We start from the raw sequence: 20927 nt of genomic DNA on the forward strand, positions 1-20927 counted from the left end.
CAGGTACTGGCCCGGCGCGAGCGCGGGCGCCCCGCCGCGATCCGGCGTGCCCTCGACCCGCTCGCCCCGGAAACGGTAGGCGGCACCGAGTTCGAGGTGGTGCCGAGCTCGAGGTGGTGCCGCGATGCGACTTCCGCTCACCGTCACAGGCAACCCGACGCCATCAGTGGTCCTTTCGAAAACAGACCGGAGTGAGGTAGCCCAACATGTCGACGTCAATGCACCGTTCTGCGTCGCCCACCGGCACCGCCCTGGCCGGTGAGACGGTCATCGACCGCCTCGTGGAGGCCAACCGGCACTACGCCGCCGGATTCACCGACCCGGGCATGGGTGCCCGGCCGGTCCTGCAGGTGGCCGTCGTGGCCTGCATGGACGCCCGCCTCGACCTGCACGCCGCGCTCGGTCTGGAGCTGGGCGACTGTCACACCGTCCGCAACGCCGGCGGTGTGGTCACCGACGACACGATCCGCTCCCTGACGATCAGTCAACGCGCCCTGGGCACCCGCAGCGTCATCCTCATCCACCACACCGGCTGCGGTCTCGAGAAGCTGACCGAGGACTTCCGGCACGAACTGGAGATGGAGGTCGGACAGCGGCCGGCGTGGGCGGTGGAGGCCTTCCGCGACGTCGACCAGGACGTCCGGCAGTCGATGCAGCGGGTGCGCACATCGCCGTTCCTGCCCCACACCGATGACGTCCGGGGCTTCGTCTTCGACGTGTCGACAGGGCTGCTCCGGGAGATCGACCCGCTGTCCTGAGCTGCCTGGACCGAATGCGGCGCCATTCTGGCGCAGGCGCGAGACCCAGTGGCATACTGTATGCAATCACGCGGCACGCGCTCACGCGCCGTCCGCGGAGAGCCACCGTTCGAAGGACGAGGGCGCCTCATGGTGCGAGGCCCTCGTCGCCGGCGCAGCGCGGGTGTCACCCAGGGCCCTCCCGGTGAGCGCCTGCACCGCACCTTCCCCGGCTGCGCCCTGCCCGCCGCCTGACAGCAGACCGGAAACCACACGTGAGGGGGTCACCCGTGTCGTATCGCACCGCTTTCTCCGACGTACTGAGCCACGTCATCGCGCCGTCCGCGGAAAGGACCGGCAGAGAGGGGAGGTTCCCGCGCTGCTCGGTGACGGCCCTCGGCCAAGCCGGACTGCTCGGACTCACCGTCTCCGCAGAGCTCGGCGGCGGCGGGCTGGGTCTGCCGGACGCCGCCGAGGTCGTGGCGCAGGTGGCCCGTGCCTGTCCGGCGACAGCGGCCGTGCTCCAGTCCCACTATGCGGCGGTCGCCGTCATCGAGACGTACGGCAGCCGCTGGCTCCGCGGCGAGATCGCCGCCGGCCGCCACCTCAGCAGCCTCGCTCTGGCCGAGGCCGCCCCCGGCGAGCCGGGTGTGCAGGCCCAGGAGGCCTGGGAACCCCGCTCCACCGCCCACCGCTCCGGTGGTGTGGTCGCCCTGCGCGCGCGCAAACGCGAGGTGGTCGCGGCCGGCGAGGCCGACAGCTACGTCTGGTCCTCCCGGCCGCTCGCCGCGCAGGACGGGCTCACTCTCTGGGTGGTCCCGGCACACGCCTCCGACCTGTTCGTCCCGGCCGGACCGGACGGGGGAGGGCCGTGCGGCAGTGCGACGTCGACCGTCTTCGCCGACCCGGTCCTCGTCCCCGAAGACGCGATGCTCGGACCGGACGGCGAAGGGCTCGACATCGTGCTGCGCACCGTCCTGCCGTGGGTGCACGAACTGGAGGCCGTCGTCGGTGCCGCCGCCATCCATCCCTCGGTGGCTGCCGCCTCCGTCGCGCCTGCTCGCCGCCCCACTGATTCCCTTGCGATGTCGTGAATCCTGCCCGCGGGCGGTGGCACGGCCGCGCCGAGGCTCGGTCTTCGAAAAACCTCCTGCCAGGATTCTGTATACAGAAGCTTGTATGCGATATCGTTCGCACTGTATTGCCAGCACCGATGGGAAGCGGAGCGGCTCTGTTCGTCGGTCACGAACCCCGCTCGCCCGCAGGAGAGGTGAAGGGGCCTATATGTACGTGAATCGATCTTGTCGGACTGTTGCGGGAATCTCGCGCTCGTCCTCCCGCGCGTGACGGAGGGCGGAGCGATCATGACGACCAGCGGGAGTGACGTGAGCGTCGACAACGTGGTCCGGACAGTGGTGGCGGCTCACCGGGGACAGCGCGGCTCGCTGCTGCCGATCCTGCACGCCGTTCAGGCCGAGTTGGGCCATGTGCCGCAAGAGGCGATTCCGGTGCTCGCCGACGAACTCAACCTCTCCCGGGCGGACGTCCACGGAGTGGTGACCTTCTACCACGACTTCCGCCGTGAACCGGCGGGCCGCACGACGGTCCGGATATGCCGCGCCGAGGCATGCCAGGCCCTGGGTGCCAACAGCCTGGTGGGCTACGCCCGCGAGGCCGGACTCGCCCTGGGCGAGACGACCGCGGACGGCTCGGTCACCGTCGAGCAGGTCTTCTGCCTCGGCAACTGCGCTCTCGGACCGGCGGTAGAGGTGAACGGCCGGCTGTACGGACGAGTGGACGCGGCCCGGTTGGGCTCGATCCTCAAGGGGACGGTGTCGTGATGAAGGCTTCTTCGGACTCCGCGGTGACGGTCTACGTCCCCCGCGACTCGGCGGCCAGGTCCGTCGGCGCGGACGAGGTCGCGGACGCCCTGCAACGTGCGGCGACCGCTGGGGGCCTCGACATCGACGTGGTCCGCAACGGATCACGCGGCATGCTGTGGCTGGAGCCGCTGGTCGAGGTGGTGACGCCGAACGGCCGCGTCGGCTACGGCCCTGTGGCCCCCGCGGACGTGCCGGGCCTCCTGGCCGCCGGCATGCTCGAGGGCGCGGACCATCCGCTGCGGGTCGGTGTCGTGGACGAACTGCCCTGGCTGGCCCGCCAGACACGGGTCACCTTCGCCAGGATCGGCGTGACCGACCCGCTGTCGCCCGAGGACTATGAGCAGCACGGCGGACTGGTCGGGCTGCGCACCGCACTGCAGCTCCCGCCCGCGGACGTGGTCACCGAGGTCACCGACTCCGGCCTGCGTGGCCGTGGTGGCGCGGGCTTCCCGGCAGGCGTCAAGTGGAAGACCGTGCTCGAGTGCACCGACGAGCTCAAGTTCGTCTGCTGCAACGCCGACGAGGGTGACAGCGGGACCTTCGCCGACCGCATGGTCATGGAGGGCGACCCCTTCGTGCTCATCGAGGGCATGACCATCGCCGCCCACGCGGTCGGCGCGACCGAGGGCTACATCTACATCCGCTCGGAGTACCCCGACGCGGTCGCCACCATGCGCGCGGCGATCGGGATCGCGCGCGAGCAGGGATGGCTCGGGACCGGCATCCTCGGCACGGAGCTCACCTTCGACCTGTACGTCCGCGTCGGCGCCGGCGCGTACATCTGCGGTGAGGAGACCTCCATGCTGGAGAGCCTGGAGGGCAAGCGGGGCACGGTCCGCGCCAAGCCGCCGATCCCGGCCATCGAGGGCCTGTTCGACAAACCGACCGTGGTGAACAACGTCCTCACCCTGGCCACCGTGCCCGTCGTCATGGCGAACGGGGCGAAGGCGTACCAGGCGCTCGGCGTCGAGCGGTCGCGCGGCACCCAGGTGTTCCAGCTCGGTGGCAACATCGCGCGCGGCGGAATCGTGGAGACGGCGTTCGGCGTCACGCTGCGCGAACTCGTCGAGGACTACGGCGGCGGGACGCACTCCGGGCGCCCGGTGCGTACGGTGCAGGTCGGCGGTCCGCTCGGCGCCTACCTGCCGACGTCGATGTTCGACCTGCCGATGGACTACGAAGCCTTCGCCGCGGCCGGCGCGATGGTCGGCCACGGTGGTGTCGTCGTGTTCGACGACACCGTCGACATGGCCGCCCAGGCGCGCTTCGCGATGGAGTTCTGCGCCGAGGAGTCCTGCGGCAAGTGCACACCGTGCCGGGTCGGTTCCGTCCGTGGCGTCGAGGTGATCGACCGGATCGTGGCCGGTCAGCGCCGGGACGAGAATCTGGCCCTGCTCGAGGATCTGTGCGACTTGATGACCGATGGTTCGTTGTGCGCGATGGGCGGGCTGACGCCGATGCCCGTGCGCAGCGCCATCGCTCATTTCCCCGACGATTTCCTCGCTCGTGACGCAGCAGGCCAGGAGATCCAACCCCCGCAAGCGAGCGGCGCGAGGACGGAGGGCACGGCATGACACTCCTCAAGGAACCCGACTACGGCACCCCGGAGAGGCCCGGCGAGGCCACGGTCTCGGTGGAAGTGGACGGGCTGCCGGTGACCGTGCCGGAGGGCACGTCGGTGATGCGCGCCGCCGCCCTGGCCGGCGTCGAGATCCCCAAACTGTGCGCGACCGACAGCCTCGAGCCGTTCGGCTCCTGTCGGCTGTGCGTGGTGGAGATCGACGGACGGCGGGGTACGCCGGCGTCCTGCACCACGCCGGTGGCGGACGGGATGCGGGTGAGCACGCAGACGCCGAAGGTGGAGAAGCTCCGCCAGGGCGTCATGGAGCTCTACATCTCCGATCATCCCCTGGACTGCCTCACCTGCCCGGCCAACGGCGACTGCGAACTGCAGGACATGGCCGGCGTGGTCGGGCTGCGGCAGGTCCGGTACGGCTACGAGGGCGAGAACCACCTCGACGCCGAGAAGGACACGTCCAACCCGTACTTCGACTTCGACCCGTCCAAGTGCATTGCCTGCTCCCGTTGCGTGCGGGCATGCGGCGAGGTGCAGGGCACGTTTGCGCTGACCATCGAGGGGCGCGGTTTCGACTCCAAGGTCTCGGCGGGCGCCGGTGAGACGTTCATGGACTCCGAGTGCGTCTCCTGCGGGGCCTGCGTCCAGGCCTGCCCGACGTCGACGCTGCAGGAGAAGTCGGTGGTCGAGCTCGGGATGCCGACCCGGTCGGTGATCACCACCTGTGCGTACTGCGGTGTCGGCTGCTCGTTCAAGGCCGAGCTCCGCGGCGACGAGCTGGTGCGCATGGTGCCCTACAAGGACGGTGGCGCGAACGAGGGCCACTCCTGCGTCAAGGGCAGGTTCGCCTTCGGCTACGCGACGCACCCCGACCGGGTGCTCAAGCCCATGGTCCGCGACAAGATCAGCGATCCGTGGCGTGAGGTCGAGTGGGACGAGGCCATCGGCACGGTCGCGCGCAGGATGCGCGAGCTCCAGGAGCGCTACGGATCGAGCTCGATCGGCGCCATCACCTCGTCGAGGTGCACGAACGAAGAGGTCTACGTCGTACAGAAGATGGTGCGCGCGGCCTTCGGCAACAACAACGTGGACACCTGCGCCCGGGTCTGCCACTCCCCGACGGGATACGGGCTCAAGCAGACCTTCGGCGAGTCGGCCGGCACCCAGGACTTCCGGTCGGTGGCGCAGGCCGACGTGATCATGGTGATCGGCGCGAACCCGACGGACGGGCACCCGGTGTTCGCCTCGCGGATGAAGCGCCGGCTGCGCGAGGGCGCGAAGCTCATCGTGGTCGACCCGCGCCGCATCGATCTGGTGCGCTCGCCGCACATCGAGGCCCAGCACCACCTCCAGCTCAAGCCCAGCACCAACGTCGCCGTGGTGAACGCCATGGCGCACGTGGTGGTCACCGAGGGCCTGGTCGACCGCTCCTTCGTGGACCAGCGCTGCGAGGGCTTCGACGAGTGGGCGGAGTTCATCGCTCGCCCGGAGAACAGCCCGGAGGCGGCCGAACCGATCACCGGCGTCCCGGCCGACGAACTGCGGGCGGCGGCACGGCTGTATGCGCAGGCGCCCAACGGGGCCATCTACTACGGCCTCGGCGTCACCGAGCACAGCCAGGGCTCGACCATGGTCATGGGTATGGCCAACCTCGCGATGGCGTGCGGCAACATCGGCCGTGACGGCGTCGGTGTGAACCCGCTGCGCGGCCAGAACAACGTGCAGGGCTCCTGCGACATGGGCTCGTTCCCGCACGAGCTGCCCGGCTACCGGCACGTCTCCGACGACGCCGTGCGCAACGTGTTCGAGAACCTCTGGGGCGGCACCATCCTCGCCGAGCCCGGGCTGCGGATCCCGAACATGTTCGACGCGGCGATCGACGGGACCTTCCGCGGCCTGTTCGTCCACGGCGAGGACATCGCCCAGTCCGACCCCAACCTCAAGCACGTCACCGCCGCGCTGGAGGCCATGGAACTGGTCGTGGTGCAGGACCTGTTCCTCAACGAGACGGCCAAGTTCGCGCACGTCTTCCTGCCCGGTGCGTCCTTCCTGGAGAAGGACGGCACGTTCACCAACGCAGAACGCCGGATCAACCGGGTGCGCGCGGTGATGAAGCCGAAGACGGGCAAGCACGAGTGGCAGATCGTCAGCGAGATCGCCACCGCCATGGGCTACCCCATGTCCTACGACCACCCGAGCCGGATCATGGACGAGATCGCCATGGTCACTCCGACCTTCACCGGCGTGTCCTTCGAGGTGCTGGACAAGCTCGGCAGTGTCCAGTGGCCGTGCAACGAGTCGGCTCCGGAAGGCACGCCGATCATGCATGTGGACGAATTCGTCCGGGGCAAGGGCAAGTTCATGGTCACGTCCTACGTACCGACGAACGAGCGGAGCACCCGGCGGTTCCCGCTGGTGCTGACGACGGGGCGGATCCTCAGCCAGTACAACGTCGGGGCGCAGACGCGCCGCACCGGCAATGTCGCCTGGCATCCCGAGGATGTGCTGGAGCTCCATCCGCACGACGCCGAGGTCCGCGGCATCACCGACGGCGACCGGGTGACGCTGGCCAGCCGTGTCGGGCGGACCACGCTGCGCGCGGAGATCTCCGACCGGATGCCGGCCGGGGTCGTGTACACCACGTTCCACCACCCGGTGACCGGCGCCAACGTGGTGACCACCGAGAACTCGGACTGGGCGACCAACTGTCCGGAGTACAAGGTGACAGCCGTGCAGGTGGGGCTCGCGCAGCCGCTCCAGCGTGGCGACACGGAACAGGCCGAGGACGACGTGCTCACGGTGGTGGACTGAGATGGCACACGGCGCGCCGTCGGAGCACAGGATGGCCAACGACATCGCCGCGAACCTCGGGCACCTGCCGGACGGGCGGGCGGCCGAGGAAGTCGCCGGTCATATCGGCAGGTTCTGGGACCCGCGCATGCGCACCCGGCTCTTCGCGCTCGTCGACGCCGGTGCGGACGGGCTGGATCCCCTGGTGGTCGACGCGGTGAAGCTCCTGCGCTGAGCCGAGGAGCCACCCCCTGAAAGGCGAGAGTGCCTTCTGGGCCGGGACGACGGGAATCGATCCGCAGGATTCTCGGCAGTCCGACCCAGGAGGCACTTCGGCATGTCCAGGAGGCTGAGCGTGCCCTGGGCGCAAGCGGCAGGGACGGTCGGTGGGGTGCGCTCCCGGCCCGGTCGGGCTCGCCCGGCCCCCCGTCACATACGCTGCGCGGCCGCGGCGGCGATCTGCCGGCAGTAGAAGTCGGTGGTGCTCTGGGTGTGCCGGCGCATCAACTCCTCGGAACGCTCGGCGTCACCTTCGGCGATGGCGTTGATGAGGGTGGCGTGCTCGTTCCAGGCGTCCTTGCCGCGGGGCCGGGCGATGGGCATGTAGTACCAGCGCACCCGTCGGTCCACCTGGCGGATGAGCTCGGCGAGGACCTTGTTGCGGGACAGCTGGGTGATGAAGCCGTGCAGGGCGGCGTTGGCTTCGACGATGCCGCGTGCGTCGTCGGCCGTCAGGGCCGCGATCCCGGCCTCCTGCAGCTCCCACAGCCGGGTCACGTCCTGTTCGGTGGCGTGGAGCGCGGCGCCGTGCGCGGAGTGGGTCTCCAGTACGGCACGGACGCTGAGGAGTTGAGCGGCCTCCTCCGGGGTGGGGGAGTGGACGAAGGCGCCCTGGGCCGGACGCAGATCTACCCAGCCGTCGCTCTGCAGTCGCTGCAGGGCCTCGCGTACCGGCTGGCGGCTCACTCCCAGTTGCTCGGCGAGCTCGGACTCGATCAGATGCCGGCCGGGTGTCAGGGAGCCGTTGACGATCAGTTCGATCAGGGCGTCATAGACGGCCTGGCGAAGCGGGACCGGCCGGGTGACCCGCAAACCGGCTGCCACGGAGCGTATGTCGCGCATGGGCCCCCCTCATGGGATTGCGGCGGAGAGGACAGGGACAGGATACAGATTTTTGTATGGAATCTACATTCGTAGTGCGATGTGCGCCGCAACCGGGACCGCGGGGTCAGCCTCCGATGGCGGACATCGGGCGTCGGGGCTGGAGGAAGGACGGGGCGTCGAGCCCGGAGCCGGCGTTCTTGCCCCGCATCGCGGCGCGCCACCGTTCGGCGATGTCCTGGTCCGGTGCGCCGGAACGAAGGGTCGTGCGCAGGTCGGACTCCTCGCGGGCGAACAGGCAGTTGCGGACCTGGCCGTCGGCGGTGAGCCGGGTGCGGTCGCAGGCGCGGCAGAACGGCCGGGTGACGGAGGCGATCACGCCGACCCGGGAGGGCCCGCCGTCGACGAGCCAGCGCTCGGCCGGCGCGGAGCCGCGCACGGAGGACACCTCGGGGGTGAGGGTGAAGCGTGCGGAGAGTCTCTCGAGGATCTCCGCGGCGGTGATCATGTCGCTGCGCTGCCAGCCGTGCTGGGCGTCCAGCGGCATCTGCTCGATGAAGCGCAGCTCGTAGTCGTGCTCGAGGGCCCAGCCGAGCAGGTCGGCGGCCTCGTCGTCGTTGACACCGCGCATGAGCACCGCATTGACCTTCACCGGTGTGAGGCCGGCCGCGTGGGCCGCGCTCAGTCCGTCGAGGACGTCGTGGAGCCGGTCGCGGCGGGTGAGGGTGCGGAAGACCTCGGGACGCAGGGTGTCGAGGGATACGTTGACCCGGTCGAGCCCGGCGGTGCGCAGCGCCTCGGCGGTGCGGGCCAGGCCGACACCGTTGGTGGTCAGGGAGAGTTGGGGGCGCGGGTCGAGCGCGGAGCAGCGCTCGACGATGCCGACCAGGCCCGGGCGAAGCAGCGGCTCACCGCCGGTGAAGCGGACCTCGGTGACACCCAGATCCGTCACCGCGATCGAGACCAGCCGCACGATCTCCTCGTCGGTGAGCAGTTCGGGCTTGGACAGCCACTGCAGGCCCTCTTCCGGCATGCAGTACGTGCACCGCAGATTGCACCGGTCGGTCAGCGAAACCCGTAGATCGGTCGCGATCCGACCGTAGGTGTCGAGCAACATGGACTTCCACCTTTCCCACGGGGCGGTGTTGTCGGTGGGGCGGGGAGCAGATGCTGCCCGGCCCCACCGCAACGTGAGCGGGCGGCGCCGACGGGGTGTGCCGGCGCTCGCGCGAGAGGTGTCAGGCGTGCGCCGGCTGTTCGGCCGGACGGGAGCCCGAACGCGGCACCGCGGACCCGGAGTCCGCCGGGCCCAGCGCGCGCAGAATGTTCTCCACGCTCTGCTTGGCGTCACCGAAGAGCATGCTGGTGTTCTCGCGGAAGAACAGCGGGTTCTGCACGCCCGCGTAGCCCGAGGCCATGGACCGCTTGAACACGATGACGTTCTCGGCCTCCCAGACCCGCAGCACCGGCATGCCGGCGATGGGGCTGGACGGGTCGTCGGTCGCAGCCGGGTTGACGGTGTCGTTGGCGCCGATGACCAGCACGACCGTGGTGTCGCCGAAGTCGTCGTTGATCTCGTCCATTTCCAGCACGACGTCGTAGGGCACCCTGGCCTCGGCCAGCAGCACGTTCATGTGCCCGGGAAGCCGTCCGGCCACCGGGTGCACGCCGAAGCGCACCTCGACCCCGCGCTCGCGCAGGACCCGGGTCAGCTCGGCCACCGGGTGCTGGGCCTGGGCCACCGCCATGCCGTATCCGGGGGTGATGATCACGGACGTGGCGCTCGCCAGCAGCTCCGCGCTGTCCTCGGCGCTGATCTCGTGGTGCTCGCCCTGCTCGGTGTCGCCGCCTGCCACCGCCTCGACGCCGAATCCGCCGGCGATCACCGAGAAGAAGGAGCGGTTCATCGCCTTGCACATGATGAAGGACAGGTACGCGCCGGAGGAGCCGACGAGCGCGCCGGTGACGATGAGCAGGTTGTTGTTCAGCAGGAAGCCCGCCGCCGCGGCCGCCCACCCCGAGTAGCTGTTGAGCATCGAGACGACGACCGGCATGTCACCGCCGCCGATGGAGGCGACCAGGTGCCACCCCAGCGCGAGCGCCAGGACGGTGACGGCGATCATCAGGCCGAGGCCCGGGCTCACCGTGAACCAGATCGTCAGCGCCACGAAGGCGGCCAGCGCACCCACGTTGAGGGTGTTCTTGCCCGGCAGCGTCAGCGGCCTGGACTTGATCCGCGCCGACAGCTTGAGGAAGGCGATGATCGAGCCGGTGAAGGTGACCGCGCCGATGAAGATGCCGATGAACACCTCGGCGTGATGGATGCGCAGCAGGTCGTGGGCGACCTCCGTCTGCGCGGCGCCGTGCGCCTCGACCCCGAAGTAGCTGTTCCAGCCGACCAGCACCGCGGCCAGGCCGACGAGGCTGTGCAGGACGGCGATGAGCTCCGGCATCTGGGTCATCTCCACCTTGCGGGCCCGCCACAGGCCCACGGCGCCGCCGATCAGCGTGGCGACGACGATCAGCGTGACGGCGCCGGCCGAGATGCCCCGCGCGGCAACGACGACCGTGGCGACAAGCGCCAGCGCCATCCCGCCGATGCCGTACGCCACCCCGGCGCGGGCGGTGTGGTGCTGGGAGAGCCCGGCCAGGCTGAAGATGAACAACAGCGCAGCGACGATGTCGGCGGCCTGTGCCGCCGTGGTTGCGTTCATCGATCCTCAGCCTTTCGAGAACATGCCGAGCATGCGGCGGGTGACGGCGAATCCTCCGAAGACGTTCACGGTGGTCAGCAGGATCGCCACGAACGACAGCACGGTGACGGCCGCGTTCCCGTGTCCGATCTGCAGCAGCGCACCGACCACCACGATCCCGGAGATCGCGTTGGTGACCGACATCAGCGGGGTGTGCAGGGCGTGGTGGACCTTGCCGATCACGTAGTAGCCGATGACCACGGCCAGGGCGAACACGGTGAAGTTCGCGGCGAGTTGGGCGGGGGAGAAGGCGATGAGCAGGAACATCGCGATCATGCCGAGGCCGGTCAGACCGTAGCGGACGGCCGGCGAGACGCGGGATTCCTTCGCCTTCGGGGCCCCGGCCGGCGCCGCCGCCGGCTTCGCGGGCGCTGCCGACACCTGCACCGGAGGTGGCGGCCAGGTCTTCTCACCGGCGCGCACCACGGTCACGGACCGCTGCACGACGTCGTCGAAGTCCAGCGTCACCTGCCCGTCCTTGCCAGGTGTGAGCAGCTTCAGGAGGTTGACGAGATTGCTCCCGTACAACTGCGACGCCTGCGCGGGCAGCCGGCCGGCCAGGTCGGTGTAGCCGATGATCGTCACGCCGTTGTCGCTGACGATCGCCCTGCCGCTGACCGTGCCCTCGACATTGCCGCCCTGTGCCGCGGCCATGTCCACGATGACACTGCCGGGCTTCATGGACGCCACGTGCTCCGCCGTGATCAGGCGGGGTGCCGGGCGGCCGGGGATCAGCGCGGTGGTGATGATGATGTCGACGTCCCGGGCCTGTTCGCCGTAGATCTCCGCGGCGCGCCGGTCGTACGCCTCGGACGTGGCCTTGGCGTACCCGTCGGCGCCGCCGGACTCCTGCTCCACCTCGACGGCGAGGAAATCACCGCCCAGCGAGCGGACCTGATCGGCGACCTCCGGCCGCGGATCGGTGGCCCGTACCACTGCGCCCAGGCTGCCGGCCGCGCCGATCGCCGCGAGACCGGCCACGCCCGCACCGGCCACCAGGACCTTCGCGGGCGGCACCTTGCCCGCCGCGGTGACCTGGCCGGTGAAGAACCGTCCGAAGGCGTGCGCCGCCTCGATCACGGCGCGATACCCGGCGATGTTGGCCATCGAGCTGAGCACGTCCAGCGACTGGGCCCGGGATATACGCGGTACGGCGTCCATCGACAGGACGGTGACCGGCCGCCGTGCGAGGTCGTCCAGGAGGCCGGGGTTCAGCGCGGGGGCGATCAGCCCGACCAGCGTCGCCCCGTCCCGCAGCTTCTCGATCTCCTCGTGCGAGGGCGCGTTGACCTTCAGGACGACGTCCGCCTGCCAGGCGTCGCCGATCCGCGCGCCCGCCTCGACGTAGGCCTCGTCGGAGAATCCCGAGGCCTCTCCTGCCTCCGATTCGACGACGACCTCGTAGCCGAGCCCCAGGAGTTGGCGGACGCTGGCTGGTGTCGCGGCCACCCGGGTCTCCCCGGCGGTGGACTCGGCGACGACACCGATGTGCTGTGGCGGTGAATCCGACATCGCTCTCCTTTTCCGTCTTTCTCGACCGGCCTGGCTCGGCAGTGGCGGGGACTGGCCAACTACCCGAAGCGAGCCTCTTTTTTGCGGTGCGACTGTACTTCCGGCGAGAACACTGCATACAGTATCCACTCCTCCCCCCTTAAATCGAGAGGAGCCGCCGTGAAAATCGCAGTCCTCGGAGCCGGCGCAATCGGCGCCTTCGTCGGAGCGGCACTGCACCGTGGTGGCGCTGACGTCCATCTGATCGCCCGAGGCGAGCATCTGCGGGCGATACGTGCCCACGGGGTCCGGGTGAACAGCCCACGCGGTGACTTCGTGGCCCATCCCCACGCCACGGACGACCCGGCCGAGATCGGTCCCGTCGACTACGTGTTCCTGGGACTCAAGGCGCACTCCTACCCGTCCTCCGGATCGCTGGTCGCCCCATTGCTGGGGGACCGGACCGCAGTGGTGGCCGGGCAGAACGGAATTCCCTGGTGGTACTTCCACAAGCTGGCCGGTCCCTACGAGGGACGGCGGATCGAGGCGGTCGACCCGGGAGGCGCCACCAGCAAGGTGCTGCCACCGGAACGGGCGGTCGGCTGTGTGGTCTACCCCGCCACGGTCATCGAGGCTCCCGGTGTCATCCGGCATCTGGAGGGCACCCGCTTCTCCATCGGCGAGCCGGGAGGCGAAATCTCCGACCGGTGCACGGCGTTGAGCGAGGCCATGGTCGCGGGCGGGCTGAAGTGCCCGGTGGAGCCGAACCTGCGCGACGACATCTGGATCAAGCTGATGGGCAATGTCGCCTTCAACCCGATCAGCGCGCTCACCAGGGCGACGATGGTCGAGATCTGTCGGCACCTCCCCACGCGCCGGCTGGTCACCCAACTCATGGAGGAGACCCTCGACATCGCGGCCAGGGTCGGCAGCACTCCGGACATCTCGATCGAGAAGCGGCTGCGAGGTGCGGAAGGCGTGGGGCACCACAAGACCTCCATGCTGCAGGACCTCGAGGCCGGCAAGCAGATGGAACTCGACGCCATCGTGACAGCGGTGGTGGAGATGGCCGACATCACGGGCGCCGACGCGCCCACGTTGCGTGCGGTCCACGCCGCCACCGACCTCCTGGCACAACGCTCCACCGCTGGTACGGAGAACGGCGGCAGGACCCCGGAGCCGGTTCCCGCCTAGCGCGGGACATCGCGTACCCGGAACGGACCACCGAAAGATCACCGGCTCGCCGTCCGGACGACCACTGACCACCCCTTACGACGTCGCGGCATCCGGCCCCGTCCCGGCTGAGTCCGGGCCGGGGTCCGGCACCGCCAAGGTAGCGGGCAGGCGGTGTACCCGGTACGACAAAGCCGGCACGGACACATCGGAGAACGCCCGGAACGAAGGGGCCGCCACACCGCGCCCCTTCGTCCGTTCTCCGGCCGCCGGGGACCTTCTCCACGTCCGGGGAGTTGACCAGTGGGAACGGGCGGTCTTGACTCCAGCAGGAAGTGCCCGCGCAGCCGCGGCCCGAGGCGAAAGAGGAGCCGTTCATGCTGTTCCGTCAGCTGGAGTACTTCGTGGCGGTGGCCAGGGAGAGGCACTTCGCCCGCGCGGCGGAAGCCTGCTTCGTGTCGCAGCCGGCGCTCTCGGCGGCGATCGCCAAGCTCGAACGGGAGCTGAACGTCACGCTGATCAACCGTGGGCACAAATACCAGGGCCTCACCCCGGAGGGCGAACGGCTCGTCGTGTGGGCCAAGCGGATCCTCGCCGAGCAGGAGGCGTTCAAGGCCGAAGTGGCCGCCGTCCAGTCGGGCATCACCGGCACGCTGCGGCTGGGCGCGGAACCGACGGCATCGACGACCGTGGTCCTTCCCGTGGCCGCGTTCTGCGCGGCGCACCCGCTGGCCAAGGTGCAGGTCCGCTCCCGTTTGTCGACGACCGAGCTGACCCGGCAGCTGCGCGCCTTCGAACTGGACGCCGCGATTGCCCACTTCGCCCCCGACGACCGGGAGAGCCTGCAGGTGGTGCCGCTGTACGAGGAGAGGTACATGCTGCTCGCGTCCAGCGGCCAACTGCTGCCCCGGACCGACACCATGAGCTGGGCGGAAGCGGCCCAGTTGCCGCTTGCGTTGCTGACACCCGACATGAGGATCCGCCAGGTCATCGACAGTGCGTTCGCGGACAGCGGGGTCGTGGTGACCCCGCAGGTGGAGACGGACTCCGTCGCCACCCTCTACGCCAACGTGGGCATCGGTGCGTGTGCGAGCATCGTGCCGCACACATGGCTGCGTGCCATGCCGGCGACGGCCAGGATGAGAGCCGTCCGTCTGGTGGAACCGGAGGCCAGGGCACAGGTCTCGGTGGCGATCCACGCCGCGACCCCCGGTTCGGTCGCGGCCCGGGCGTTCATGACCGCGGCAGCGGGCCTGTCGCTGGACGAGTTCTTCGATCAGCCGCTGCCGTCCGATCACCTCGTCAGGTGAGACCGGCCCCCGCGGCGTCAGCGTGCGTGTCAGTGTGCGTACCGGGCCTCCACAGCACGCCGGTCGAGTCCTCCCTTGGCGGTGTGGGGCAGAGCGGTGACGACTTCGAGCCGGTCGGGTATTTCGAAGGCGGCCAGTCGGCTGCGGCAGTACCGCAGGATCTCCTCGGGCCCGATGCTCTCGCCTTCGTGTACGACCACAGCGGCGCCGACTCGTTGCCCGTACGTCGGGTCGGACACGGCGAACACGGCCGCCTCGGCGACACCGGGACACCCGGCGAGGATGTCCTCGACATGCTCGGGCGAGATCTTCTCGCCTCCGCGGTTGATGAGGTTCTTGATGCGCCCGGTGAGGAACAGGTTCCCGTCGTCGTCCAGTGAGCCCAGATCGCCGGTGCGGAACCACCCGTCGACGAAACTGCGCGCCGTCTCGGCCGGATTGCCCAGGTAGCCGCGGGCGACGGTGGGACCGTGCACCCACACCTCGCCCTCCGTGCCGGCCGGGTACGTATGTCCGTTCCGGTCGACGACACGAAGGTCCACTCCGGTCGACCGGCCGACCGACCCGTGCTTCAGGGATCCCTGCTGCGGCAGCGGCTCGCTGGTCGCCTGATGCGTGGACTCGGTCATCCCGTACGCGGACAGCAGCGGCGCGCCGAGCGTGCGCTCCAGCGCCCGCTGCGTGGCCGTGTTGAGGGGGGCACTGCAGCTGCGCACGAACTTCAGGGGCGGGACCTGCGGGCCTGGGTGATCGACCGCTGACCGGTCCAGAAGGATCTCGTGGATGGTCGGGACCGCGGTGAACCACGTGGCGGCCGCGGCTCGCATGTCGTCCCAGAACGTGTGCGCCGAGAACCGTCCCCGCTCGGGCAGCAGTACGCATCCCCCGCCGGCCAGGGAGGCCAGGAGCGCCGCGAACAGCCCGTGACCGTGGAAGAACGGCATCACGGCGACCGTCGCGTCGCCCGGTCCCAGCTCGTAGGTGGCGCAGATGCCCTGCACGGAGGCGGCCACGTTGGCGTGCGTCAGCGGGACCATCTTGGCCTGGTCGGTGGTTCCCGCGGTGAACAGGACGAGGGCGTCATGGCTCGAGAGCTCGTGTGCCGCTCCCCGGACGCGTCGTACCACAGGCGCGCCGGTCCCGAGCGCAGCCGTGGCCGTCCCGCCGTGGGAGACGTCCACGCGCAAGGTCCATGTCGGGACAGGGAACTGGGCGACCGGCGCGGCGCCGGCCGCCGGTGGACCGACCAGGATCGCCTGCACCCCCAGCGCCTCGAGCCGGGCGGACATCTGTGACTCGGGCAGTGCGGGGTCCATCGGGGCGACCACCAGCCCCGCCCGTGCCCCGCCAAGGAGCGCGACGACGAACTCGGCGGTGTTGGCGCAGACGAGGCCGACCGCGTCCCCGCGGCGCAGCCCTCTGCTGCCCAGTCGGCCGGCCACGTCGTCGGCCAGTGCGGCAAGGGCGCCGTAGGACAGTTCCACCCGGTCCCCGGTGACGACGAGCGCTCGCGCGCGGGGACGATCGCGCACGGGCCCGTCGAGGAGATCGGTGAGGCCCGTGATCGCCGGCGGCCGGTACCGGTTCGTGTCGCGCACGGATGCTGCGGCCGGAACGGCCATGACCCCACCTCCTCGCGCCAGGTCTGATGAAGCGGTCGACTGCGAGCCTGCGTGGGGGGTGAGACGCCCGTCCAATACGCACTGGCGAACGCGCGATAGCGGGTGGCTATCAACCGAGTTGGGGACCGGCGCGGCACGACTCGATAGACGCTGGTTATCGGCTGGTCGCCGATAGGTCTTGGACGCGGGGATGCGCGCTGCGGAAGGTGGGATGAGCAGCCGCTCCGGCATGACTTGCCCAAGGAGGACCTCGGACCATGACCGCCCCCTCACCACTGGAGACCGCGGCGACCGCCGACGTTCCGGCCGAGCTCACCGACGGGTACCACCTGGTCGTCGACGCTCTGAAGATGAACGATGTCGACACCATCTACGGGGTGGTCGGCATCCCGATCACCGATCTGGCCCGCCTCGCGCAGGCGCAGGGCATCCGCTACATCGGCTTCCGTCACGAGAGCAACGCGGGACACGCGGCGGCGGCGGCCGGCTACCTCACCAAGAAGCCGGGCATCTGCCTGACGGTGTCCGCTCCGGGCTTCCTCAACGGGCTGGTCGCACTGGCGAACGCCACCACGAACTGCTTCCCGATGGTGCAGATCTCGGGATCGAGCGAGCGGCACCTCGTCGACCTCAGGCAGGGCGACTACGAGGAGATGGACCAGCTCGCCGCCGCGCAGCCGTTCTGCAAGGCTGCGTACCGCGTGAGCCGGGTGGAGGACATCGGCCGCGGCATCGCACGGGCCCTGCGCACGGCGATCTCCGGCCGGCCCGGCGGTGTGTACCTCGACATCCCGGCCGCGGTGCTCGGCTCCGTCCTCCCCAAGGAGGAAGGCGACAGGACGCTGAGCCGTCTGGTCGACCCGGCGCCGCGCCAGCTGCCCGCACCCGAGGCGGTGGACCGCGCGATCGAGCTCCTGGCGGGTGCTGAGCGGCCGCTGGTGGTGCTCGGGAAGGGCGCCGCCTACGCGCAGGCCGACGACCGGATCAGGGAGTTCATCGAGTCCACCGGCGTTCCCTATGTGCCGATGTCGATGGCGAAGGGCCTCCTGCCGGACAACCACCCGCAGTCGGCGGCCACCGCCCGCTCGCTGGCGCTGCGCAAGGCCGATGTCGTGATGCTCATCGGCGCCCGCCTGAACTGGCTGCTCAACCACGGCGAGGCACCGCAGTGGAACCCGGAGGCGAAGTTCATCCAGGTGGACATCGAGCCCAGGGAGATGGACAGCAACCAGCCCATCGCCGCACCGCTCGTCGGGGACATCGAGTCGGTGCTCGAAGCGCTCGCCGAGCGGACCAAGCCCGGCCGGATCGCGACCCCCACCGCCTGGCGGGAGGAGCTGGCGGCACGCTCCGCGCAGAACGTCGCCAAGATGGCGGAGCGCCTCAAGGCCGACCCGCACCCGATGCAGTTCATGGGTGCCCTGAAGGCGGTACGTGACGTCATGCACGAGCGCCCCGAGACGTACCTCGTCAACGAGGGTGCCAACGCGCTGGACATCGCCCGCAACGTGATCGACATGCACGTGCCGCGCCACCGTCTCGACAGCGGTACGTGGGGCGTCATGGGCATCGGCATGGGCTACGCGATCGCCGCCGCCGTCGAGACCGGCCGGCCGGTCGTGGCCGTCGAGGGTGACAGCGCCTTCGGGTTCAGCGGCATGGAGCTGGAGACGATCTGCCGCTACAAGCTGCCCGTCGTCACCGTCATCATGAACAACGGCGGCGTCTACCGCGGCGACGACGTCAACCCGCTCGACGACGCCCCGTCCCCGACGACGCTGATGCTCACGGCGCGGCACGACCGGATGATCGAGGCGTTCGGCGGCAAGGGCTACCGCGCGACCACACCCGCCGAGGTCACCGCCGCCCTCACCGAGGCGCTGGCCTCGGGCGGACCGGCGCTCATCGACTGCGCGATCGACCCCTCGGCCGGCACCGAGAGCGGTCACATCTCGCACCTCAACCCCAAGGGCATCACCGTCGGCAACATCGTGCCGGCCAAGAAGTGACCGCCCGTACCCCCGAAGCCCCGTTCTCCCGCACTGCCCACCCGCGCACCGCGAACATTCACAAGAAGGAAGCCACCATGAGTGACAAGCCGCTCGCCGGAATCAAGGTGATCGACTTCACCGGGGTCCAGGCCGGTCCCGCGTGCACCCAGATGCTCGCCTGGTTCGGCGCCGACGTCATCAAGGTCGAGCGTCCCCAGGGGGGCGATGTGACCCGCAACCAGCTCCGGGACATCCCCGACCTCGACGCGCTGTACTTCACCATGCTGAACAGCAACAAGCGCTCGCTGGCCATCAACACCAAGACCCCCGAGGGCAAGGAGGTCATGGAGAAGCTGATCCGCGAGGCGGACATCCTGGTCGAGAACTTCGCGCCGGGTGCCATGGACCGCATGGGCCTCGGCTGGGACCACATCCACGAACTGAACCCGCGCCTGATCTTCGGCTCGGTCAAGGGCTTCAACGACGACTCGTCCTGGAACGACCTCAAGGTCTACGAGAACGTGGCCCAGGCCGCCGGCGGTGCCGCTTCCACCACGGGCTTCTGGGACGGCCCGCCGACCATCAGCGGCTCGGCCCTCGGCGACAGCAACACCGGCATGCACCTGATGATCGGCCTGCTGACCGCGATCATCCACCGGAACAGGACCGGCGTGGGTCAGAAGGTGTCGGTGTCCATGCAGGACGCCGTACTCAACCTGACCCGTGTCAAGCTCCGCGACCAGCAGCGCCTGGAGAAGGTCGGCTACCTGGAGGAGTACCCGCAGTACCCGAACGGCGAGTTCGGCGACGCGGTGCCCCGCGGCGGCAACGCCGGCGGCGGTGGCCAGCCGGGCTGGATCCTGAAGTGCAAGGGCTGGGAGACCGACCCCAACGCCTACATCTACTTCACGATCCAGGAGCAGAACTGGAAGCGCACCGCCGAGGCCATCGGCCGGCCCGAGTGGGTCGACGACCCGGAGTACACGACCGCCAAGGCGCGTCAGTCGCACATCTTCGAGATCTTCGGGGAGATCGAGAAGTGGCTGGCCGACAAGACCAAGTACGAGGCGGTCGACATCCTGCGCAAGTGGGAGGTGCCCTGCGCGCCCGTGCTCAGCATGAAGGAGCTCGCCGAGGACCCCGACATGCGCAAGAGCGGCACCATCGTCGAGGTCGAGCAGAAGGGCCGCGGCACCTACCTGACCGTGGGCAGCCCCATCAAGTTCTCGGACTTCAAGCCCGAGATCAAGGGTGCGCCGCTGCTCGGCGAGCACGGTGACGAGGTCCTCTCCGACCTGGGGTACGACGCGGACGCGATCGCCGAGCTGCGCGAGAGCCAGATCATCGTCTGACCCGGACCGTCTCACGGCTGCCCCGCGCGATCCTCGTGCGCGGGGCACGCGGGCGTGGGGGACTCCGTACGGCGAAGCCCCCGTGCCGGACCGGCACGGGGGCTTCATCGCCTTGGCCTTGGACGGCCTTGGAGGGCCGGAGGTCAGGCCGTCGCCGCCTGCTCCGCCTTGGCGGCCGCCACCTTCTGGTACAACTCGCGCTCCCGGGCACGCCGCGCGGTCACGTCCCGGATGACCGCCCCGACGTAACCCGGACGGCCGTCCGCGTCGTTGAGGAGCACCACGCTGAACTCGATCGACAGTTTCTTTCCGCCGGCGCCCACAGCGGGCACGTTCAGCAGATCGTCGTCCCCGTACTTGGTGGTCCCGCTGGCCATGGACTTCTCGAAACCGTCCCAGTGACGCTGCTGGTGCCGTTCGGGAATGATCACGTCCAGGCTGCGTCCGGCGACCTCGGCCGCCGAGAACCCGAAGATCCGCTCCGCACCGTGGTTCCAGTAACGGATGAGTCCTTCCCGGTCGATGATCACTACGCCGTCAGGTGCCTGGGCCGTCATGCCCAGAACCACCTTGGGATCCAGATCTTCCATGTCTCCTCCGAGTTGGGGCAACAGGGCAATCCATTGGTGAGCGTGAGCACGATAGTATACAGAATACAGTCCCGCCAGGGGTTCGGGCCGACGCCCAATACCGCTCGGCCGGGCGGGCGTTACGGCGATGTCCTCGCCGCACTACCGGCGGATACCGGCGGATCAGGGACATGGTGGGGTCGGCCCCACCCGGCTGGAGATCCGCCCGCGGCTCTGAGTGTGACGCCTCGTCAGAGGTGCGTGTCACGGCGGCCGCACGCCCGGCCGACAGGCGGTGACCCGATAGCGAGCGCCCTCGGCAGCGTGCTGGTGGGCCCGGCCACCGTGGACGCTGCGCCAGGCCGGTGCACAGCCCAACAGCGACGTCCTGGCGTGGGGTGCCGGTCGGGTGCGGTTCGCGGAGGCGCTCGTCGGTGCGAAACCGGTACGCGACCTGGTCCGCCAACTCCTGGCCCTGGACGAGCGGATCAAGGGCAACGACCGGAGATCCGCGCGACCTTCCGGGCCGACGGCCGCGTCGAGATCACACGCCCGTTCCGGGGCGGGATCGACGACCAT

At 69.7% G+C, this 20927-nt stretch carries 16 protein-coding genes; 10 read left to right on the forward strand and 6 right to left on the reverse strand.

The window, feature by feature from the left end:
- The first annotated feature begins 206 nt into the window (after positions 1–206).
- The 6 genes from ACWCXB_RS24755 (at position 207) to ACWCXB_RS24780 (ending at position 7221) form a co-directional block, all read left to right on the forward strand.
- Positions 207–758, forward strand: coding sequence for a beta-class carbonic anhydrase (locus ACWCXB_RS24755; RefSeq protein WP_450725666.1), 552 nt, complete (start codon positions 207–209; stop codon positions 756–758).
- A 269-nt stretch (positions 759–1027) separates the two neighbouring features.
- Positions 1028–1831: an acyl-CoA dehydrogenase family protein gene (locus ACWCXB_RS24760; protein WP_450725667.1), complete on the forward strand. Its 804-nt coding sequence runs from the start codon at positions 1028–1030 to the stop codon at positions 1829–1831.
- 270 nt (positions 1832–2101) lie between these two features.
- Complete coding sequence (locus ACWCXB_RS24765; RefSeq protein ID WP_450725668.1) at positions 2102–2578, forward strand: formate dehydrogenase subunit gamma; 477 nt, start codon at positions 2102–2104, stop codon at positions 2576–2578.
- Positions 2578–4194, forward strand: a complete 1617-nt coding sequence (locus ACWCXB_RS24770; protein ID WP_450725669.1) for a formate dehydrogenase beta subunit — start codon at positions 2578–2580, stop codon at positions 4192–4194. Before ACWCXB_RS24765 ends, ACWCXB_RS24770 begins: the two co-directional genes overlap by 1 nt.
- On the forward strand, positions 4191–7007 hold the full coding sequence (gene fdhF, locus ACWCXB_RS24775) for a formate dehydrogenase subunit alpha (RefSeq protein WP_450725670.1): 2817 nt from the start codon (positions 4191–4193) through the stop codon (positions 7005–7007). Before ACWCXB_RS24770 ends, fdhF begins: the two co-directional genes overlap by 4 nt.
- Before the next feature lie 31 nt (positions 7008–7038).
- Positions 7039–7221 carry a formate dehydrogenase subunit delta gene (locus ACWCXB_RS24780; protein ID WP_450725671.1) on the forward strand — a complete coding sequence of 61 codons (183 nt, stop codon included), beginning with the start codon at positions 7039–7041 and terminating at the stop codon, positions 7219–7221.
- A gap of 194 nt (positions 7222–7415) precedes the next feature.
- On the opposite strand, the gene ACWCXB_RS24785 is transcribed toward ACWCXB_RS24780, so the two are convergent.
- The 4 genes from ACWCXB_RS24785 to ACWCXB_RS24800 form a co-directional block, all read right to left on the reverse strand.
- Positions 7416–8108, reverse strand: a complete 693-nt coding sequence (locus ACWCXB_RS24785; protein ID WP_450725672.1) for a GntR family transcriptional regulator — start codon at positions 8106–8108, stop codon at positions 7416–7418.
- Between the two features lie 106 nt (positions 8109–8214).
- Positions 8215–9204 carry a GTP 3',8-cyclase MoaA gene (gene moaA, locus ACWCXB_RS24790; RefSeq protein WP_450725673.1) on the reverse strand — a complete coding sequence of 330 codons (990 nt, stop codon included), beginning with the start codon at positions 9202–9204 and terminating at the stop codon, positions 8215–8217.
- Positions 9205–9325: 121 nt separating this feature from the next.
- Positions 9326–10801: a Re/Si-specific NAD(P)(+) transhydrogenase subunit beta gene (gene pntB / locus ACWCXB_RS24795; RefSeq protein ID WP_450725674.1), complete on the reverse strand. Its 1476-nt coding sequence runs from the start codon at positions 10799–10801 to the stop codon at positions 9326–9328.
- Between the two features lie 6 nt (positions 10802–10807).
- The gene (locus ACWCXB_RS24800; protein ID WP_450725675.1) at positions 10808–12352 is read right to left on the reverse strand and encodes a Re/Si-specific NAD(P)(+) transhydrogenase subunit alpha; all 1545 of its coding nucleotides are present in this window, start codon (positions 12350–12352) and stop codon (positions 10808–10810) included.
- 159 nt (positions 12353–12511) lie between these two features.
- On the opposite strand from ACWCXB_RS24800, the gene ACWCXB_RS24805 reads away from it, so the two are divergent.
- Together ACWCXB_RS24805 and ACWCXB_RS24810 are read left to right on the forward strand one after the other, a co-directional pair.
- Positions 12512–13525 carry a 2-dehydropantoate 2-reductase gene (locus ACWCXB_RS24805; RefSeq protein WP_450725676.1) on the forward strand — a complete coding sequence of 338 codons (1014 nt, stop codon included), beginning with the start codon at positions 12512–12514 and terminating at the stop codon, positions 13523–13525.
- A 356-nt stretch (positions 13526–13881) separates the two neighbouring features.
- Positions 13882–14814 carry a LysR family transcriptional regulator gene (locus tag ACWCXB_RS24810; RefSeq protein ID WP_450725677.1) on the forward strand — a complete coding sequence of 311 codons (933 nt, stop codon included), beginning with the start codon at positions 13882–13884 and terminating at the stop codon, positions 14812–14814.
- A 29-nt stretch (positions 14815–14843) separates the two neighbouring features.
- Here ACWCXB_RS24810 and ACWCXB_RS24815 read toward each other — a convergent pair whose 3' ends face one another.
- Complete coding sequence (locus tag ACWCXB_RS24815; protein WP_450725678.1) at positions 14844–16436, reverse strand: FadD7 family fatty acid--CoA ligase; 1593 nt, start codon at positions 16434–16436, stop codon at positions 14844–14846.
- Between the two features lie 257 nt (positions 16437–16693).
- Between ACWCXB_RS24815 and oxc the strand changes: the two genes are divergently transcribed.
- A complete protein-coding gene (oxc, locus tag ACWCXB_RS24820; RefSeq protein ID WP_450725679.1) occupies positions 16694–18445 on the forward strand; it encodes an oxalyl-CoA decarboxylase in 1752 nt (583 codons plus the stop codon).
- 77 nt (positions 18446–18522) lie between these two features.
- On the forward strand, positions 18523–19779 hold the full coding sequence (gene frc / locus ACWCXB_RS24825; protein WP_450725680.1) for a formyl-CoA transferase: 1257 nt from the start codon (positions 18523–18525) through the stop codon (positions 19777–19779).
- Positions 19780–19922: 143 nt separating this feature from the next.
- On the opposite strand, the gene ACWCXB_RS24830 is transcribed toward frc, so the two are convergent.
- Positions 19923–20369 carry a PAS domain S-box protein gene (locus ACWCXB_RS24830; RefSeq protein WP_450725681.1) on the reverse strand — a complete coding sequence of 149 codons (447 nt, stop codon included), beginning with the start codon at positions 20367–20369 and terminating at the stop codon, positions 19923–19925.
- Positions 20370–20927 lie beyond the last annotated feature (558 nt).

The organism is Streptomyces sp. NPDC001514 (genome assembly GCF_053597075.1).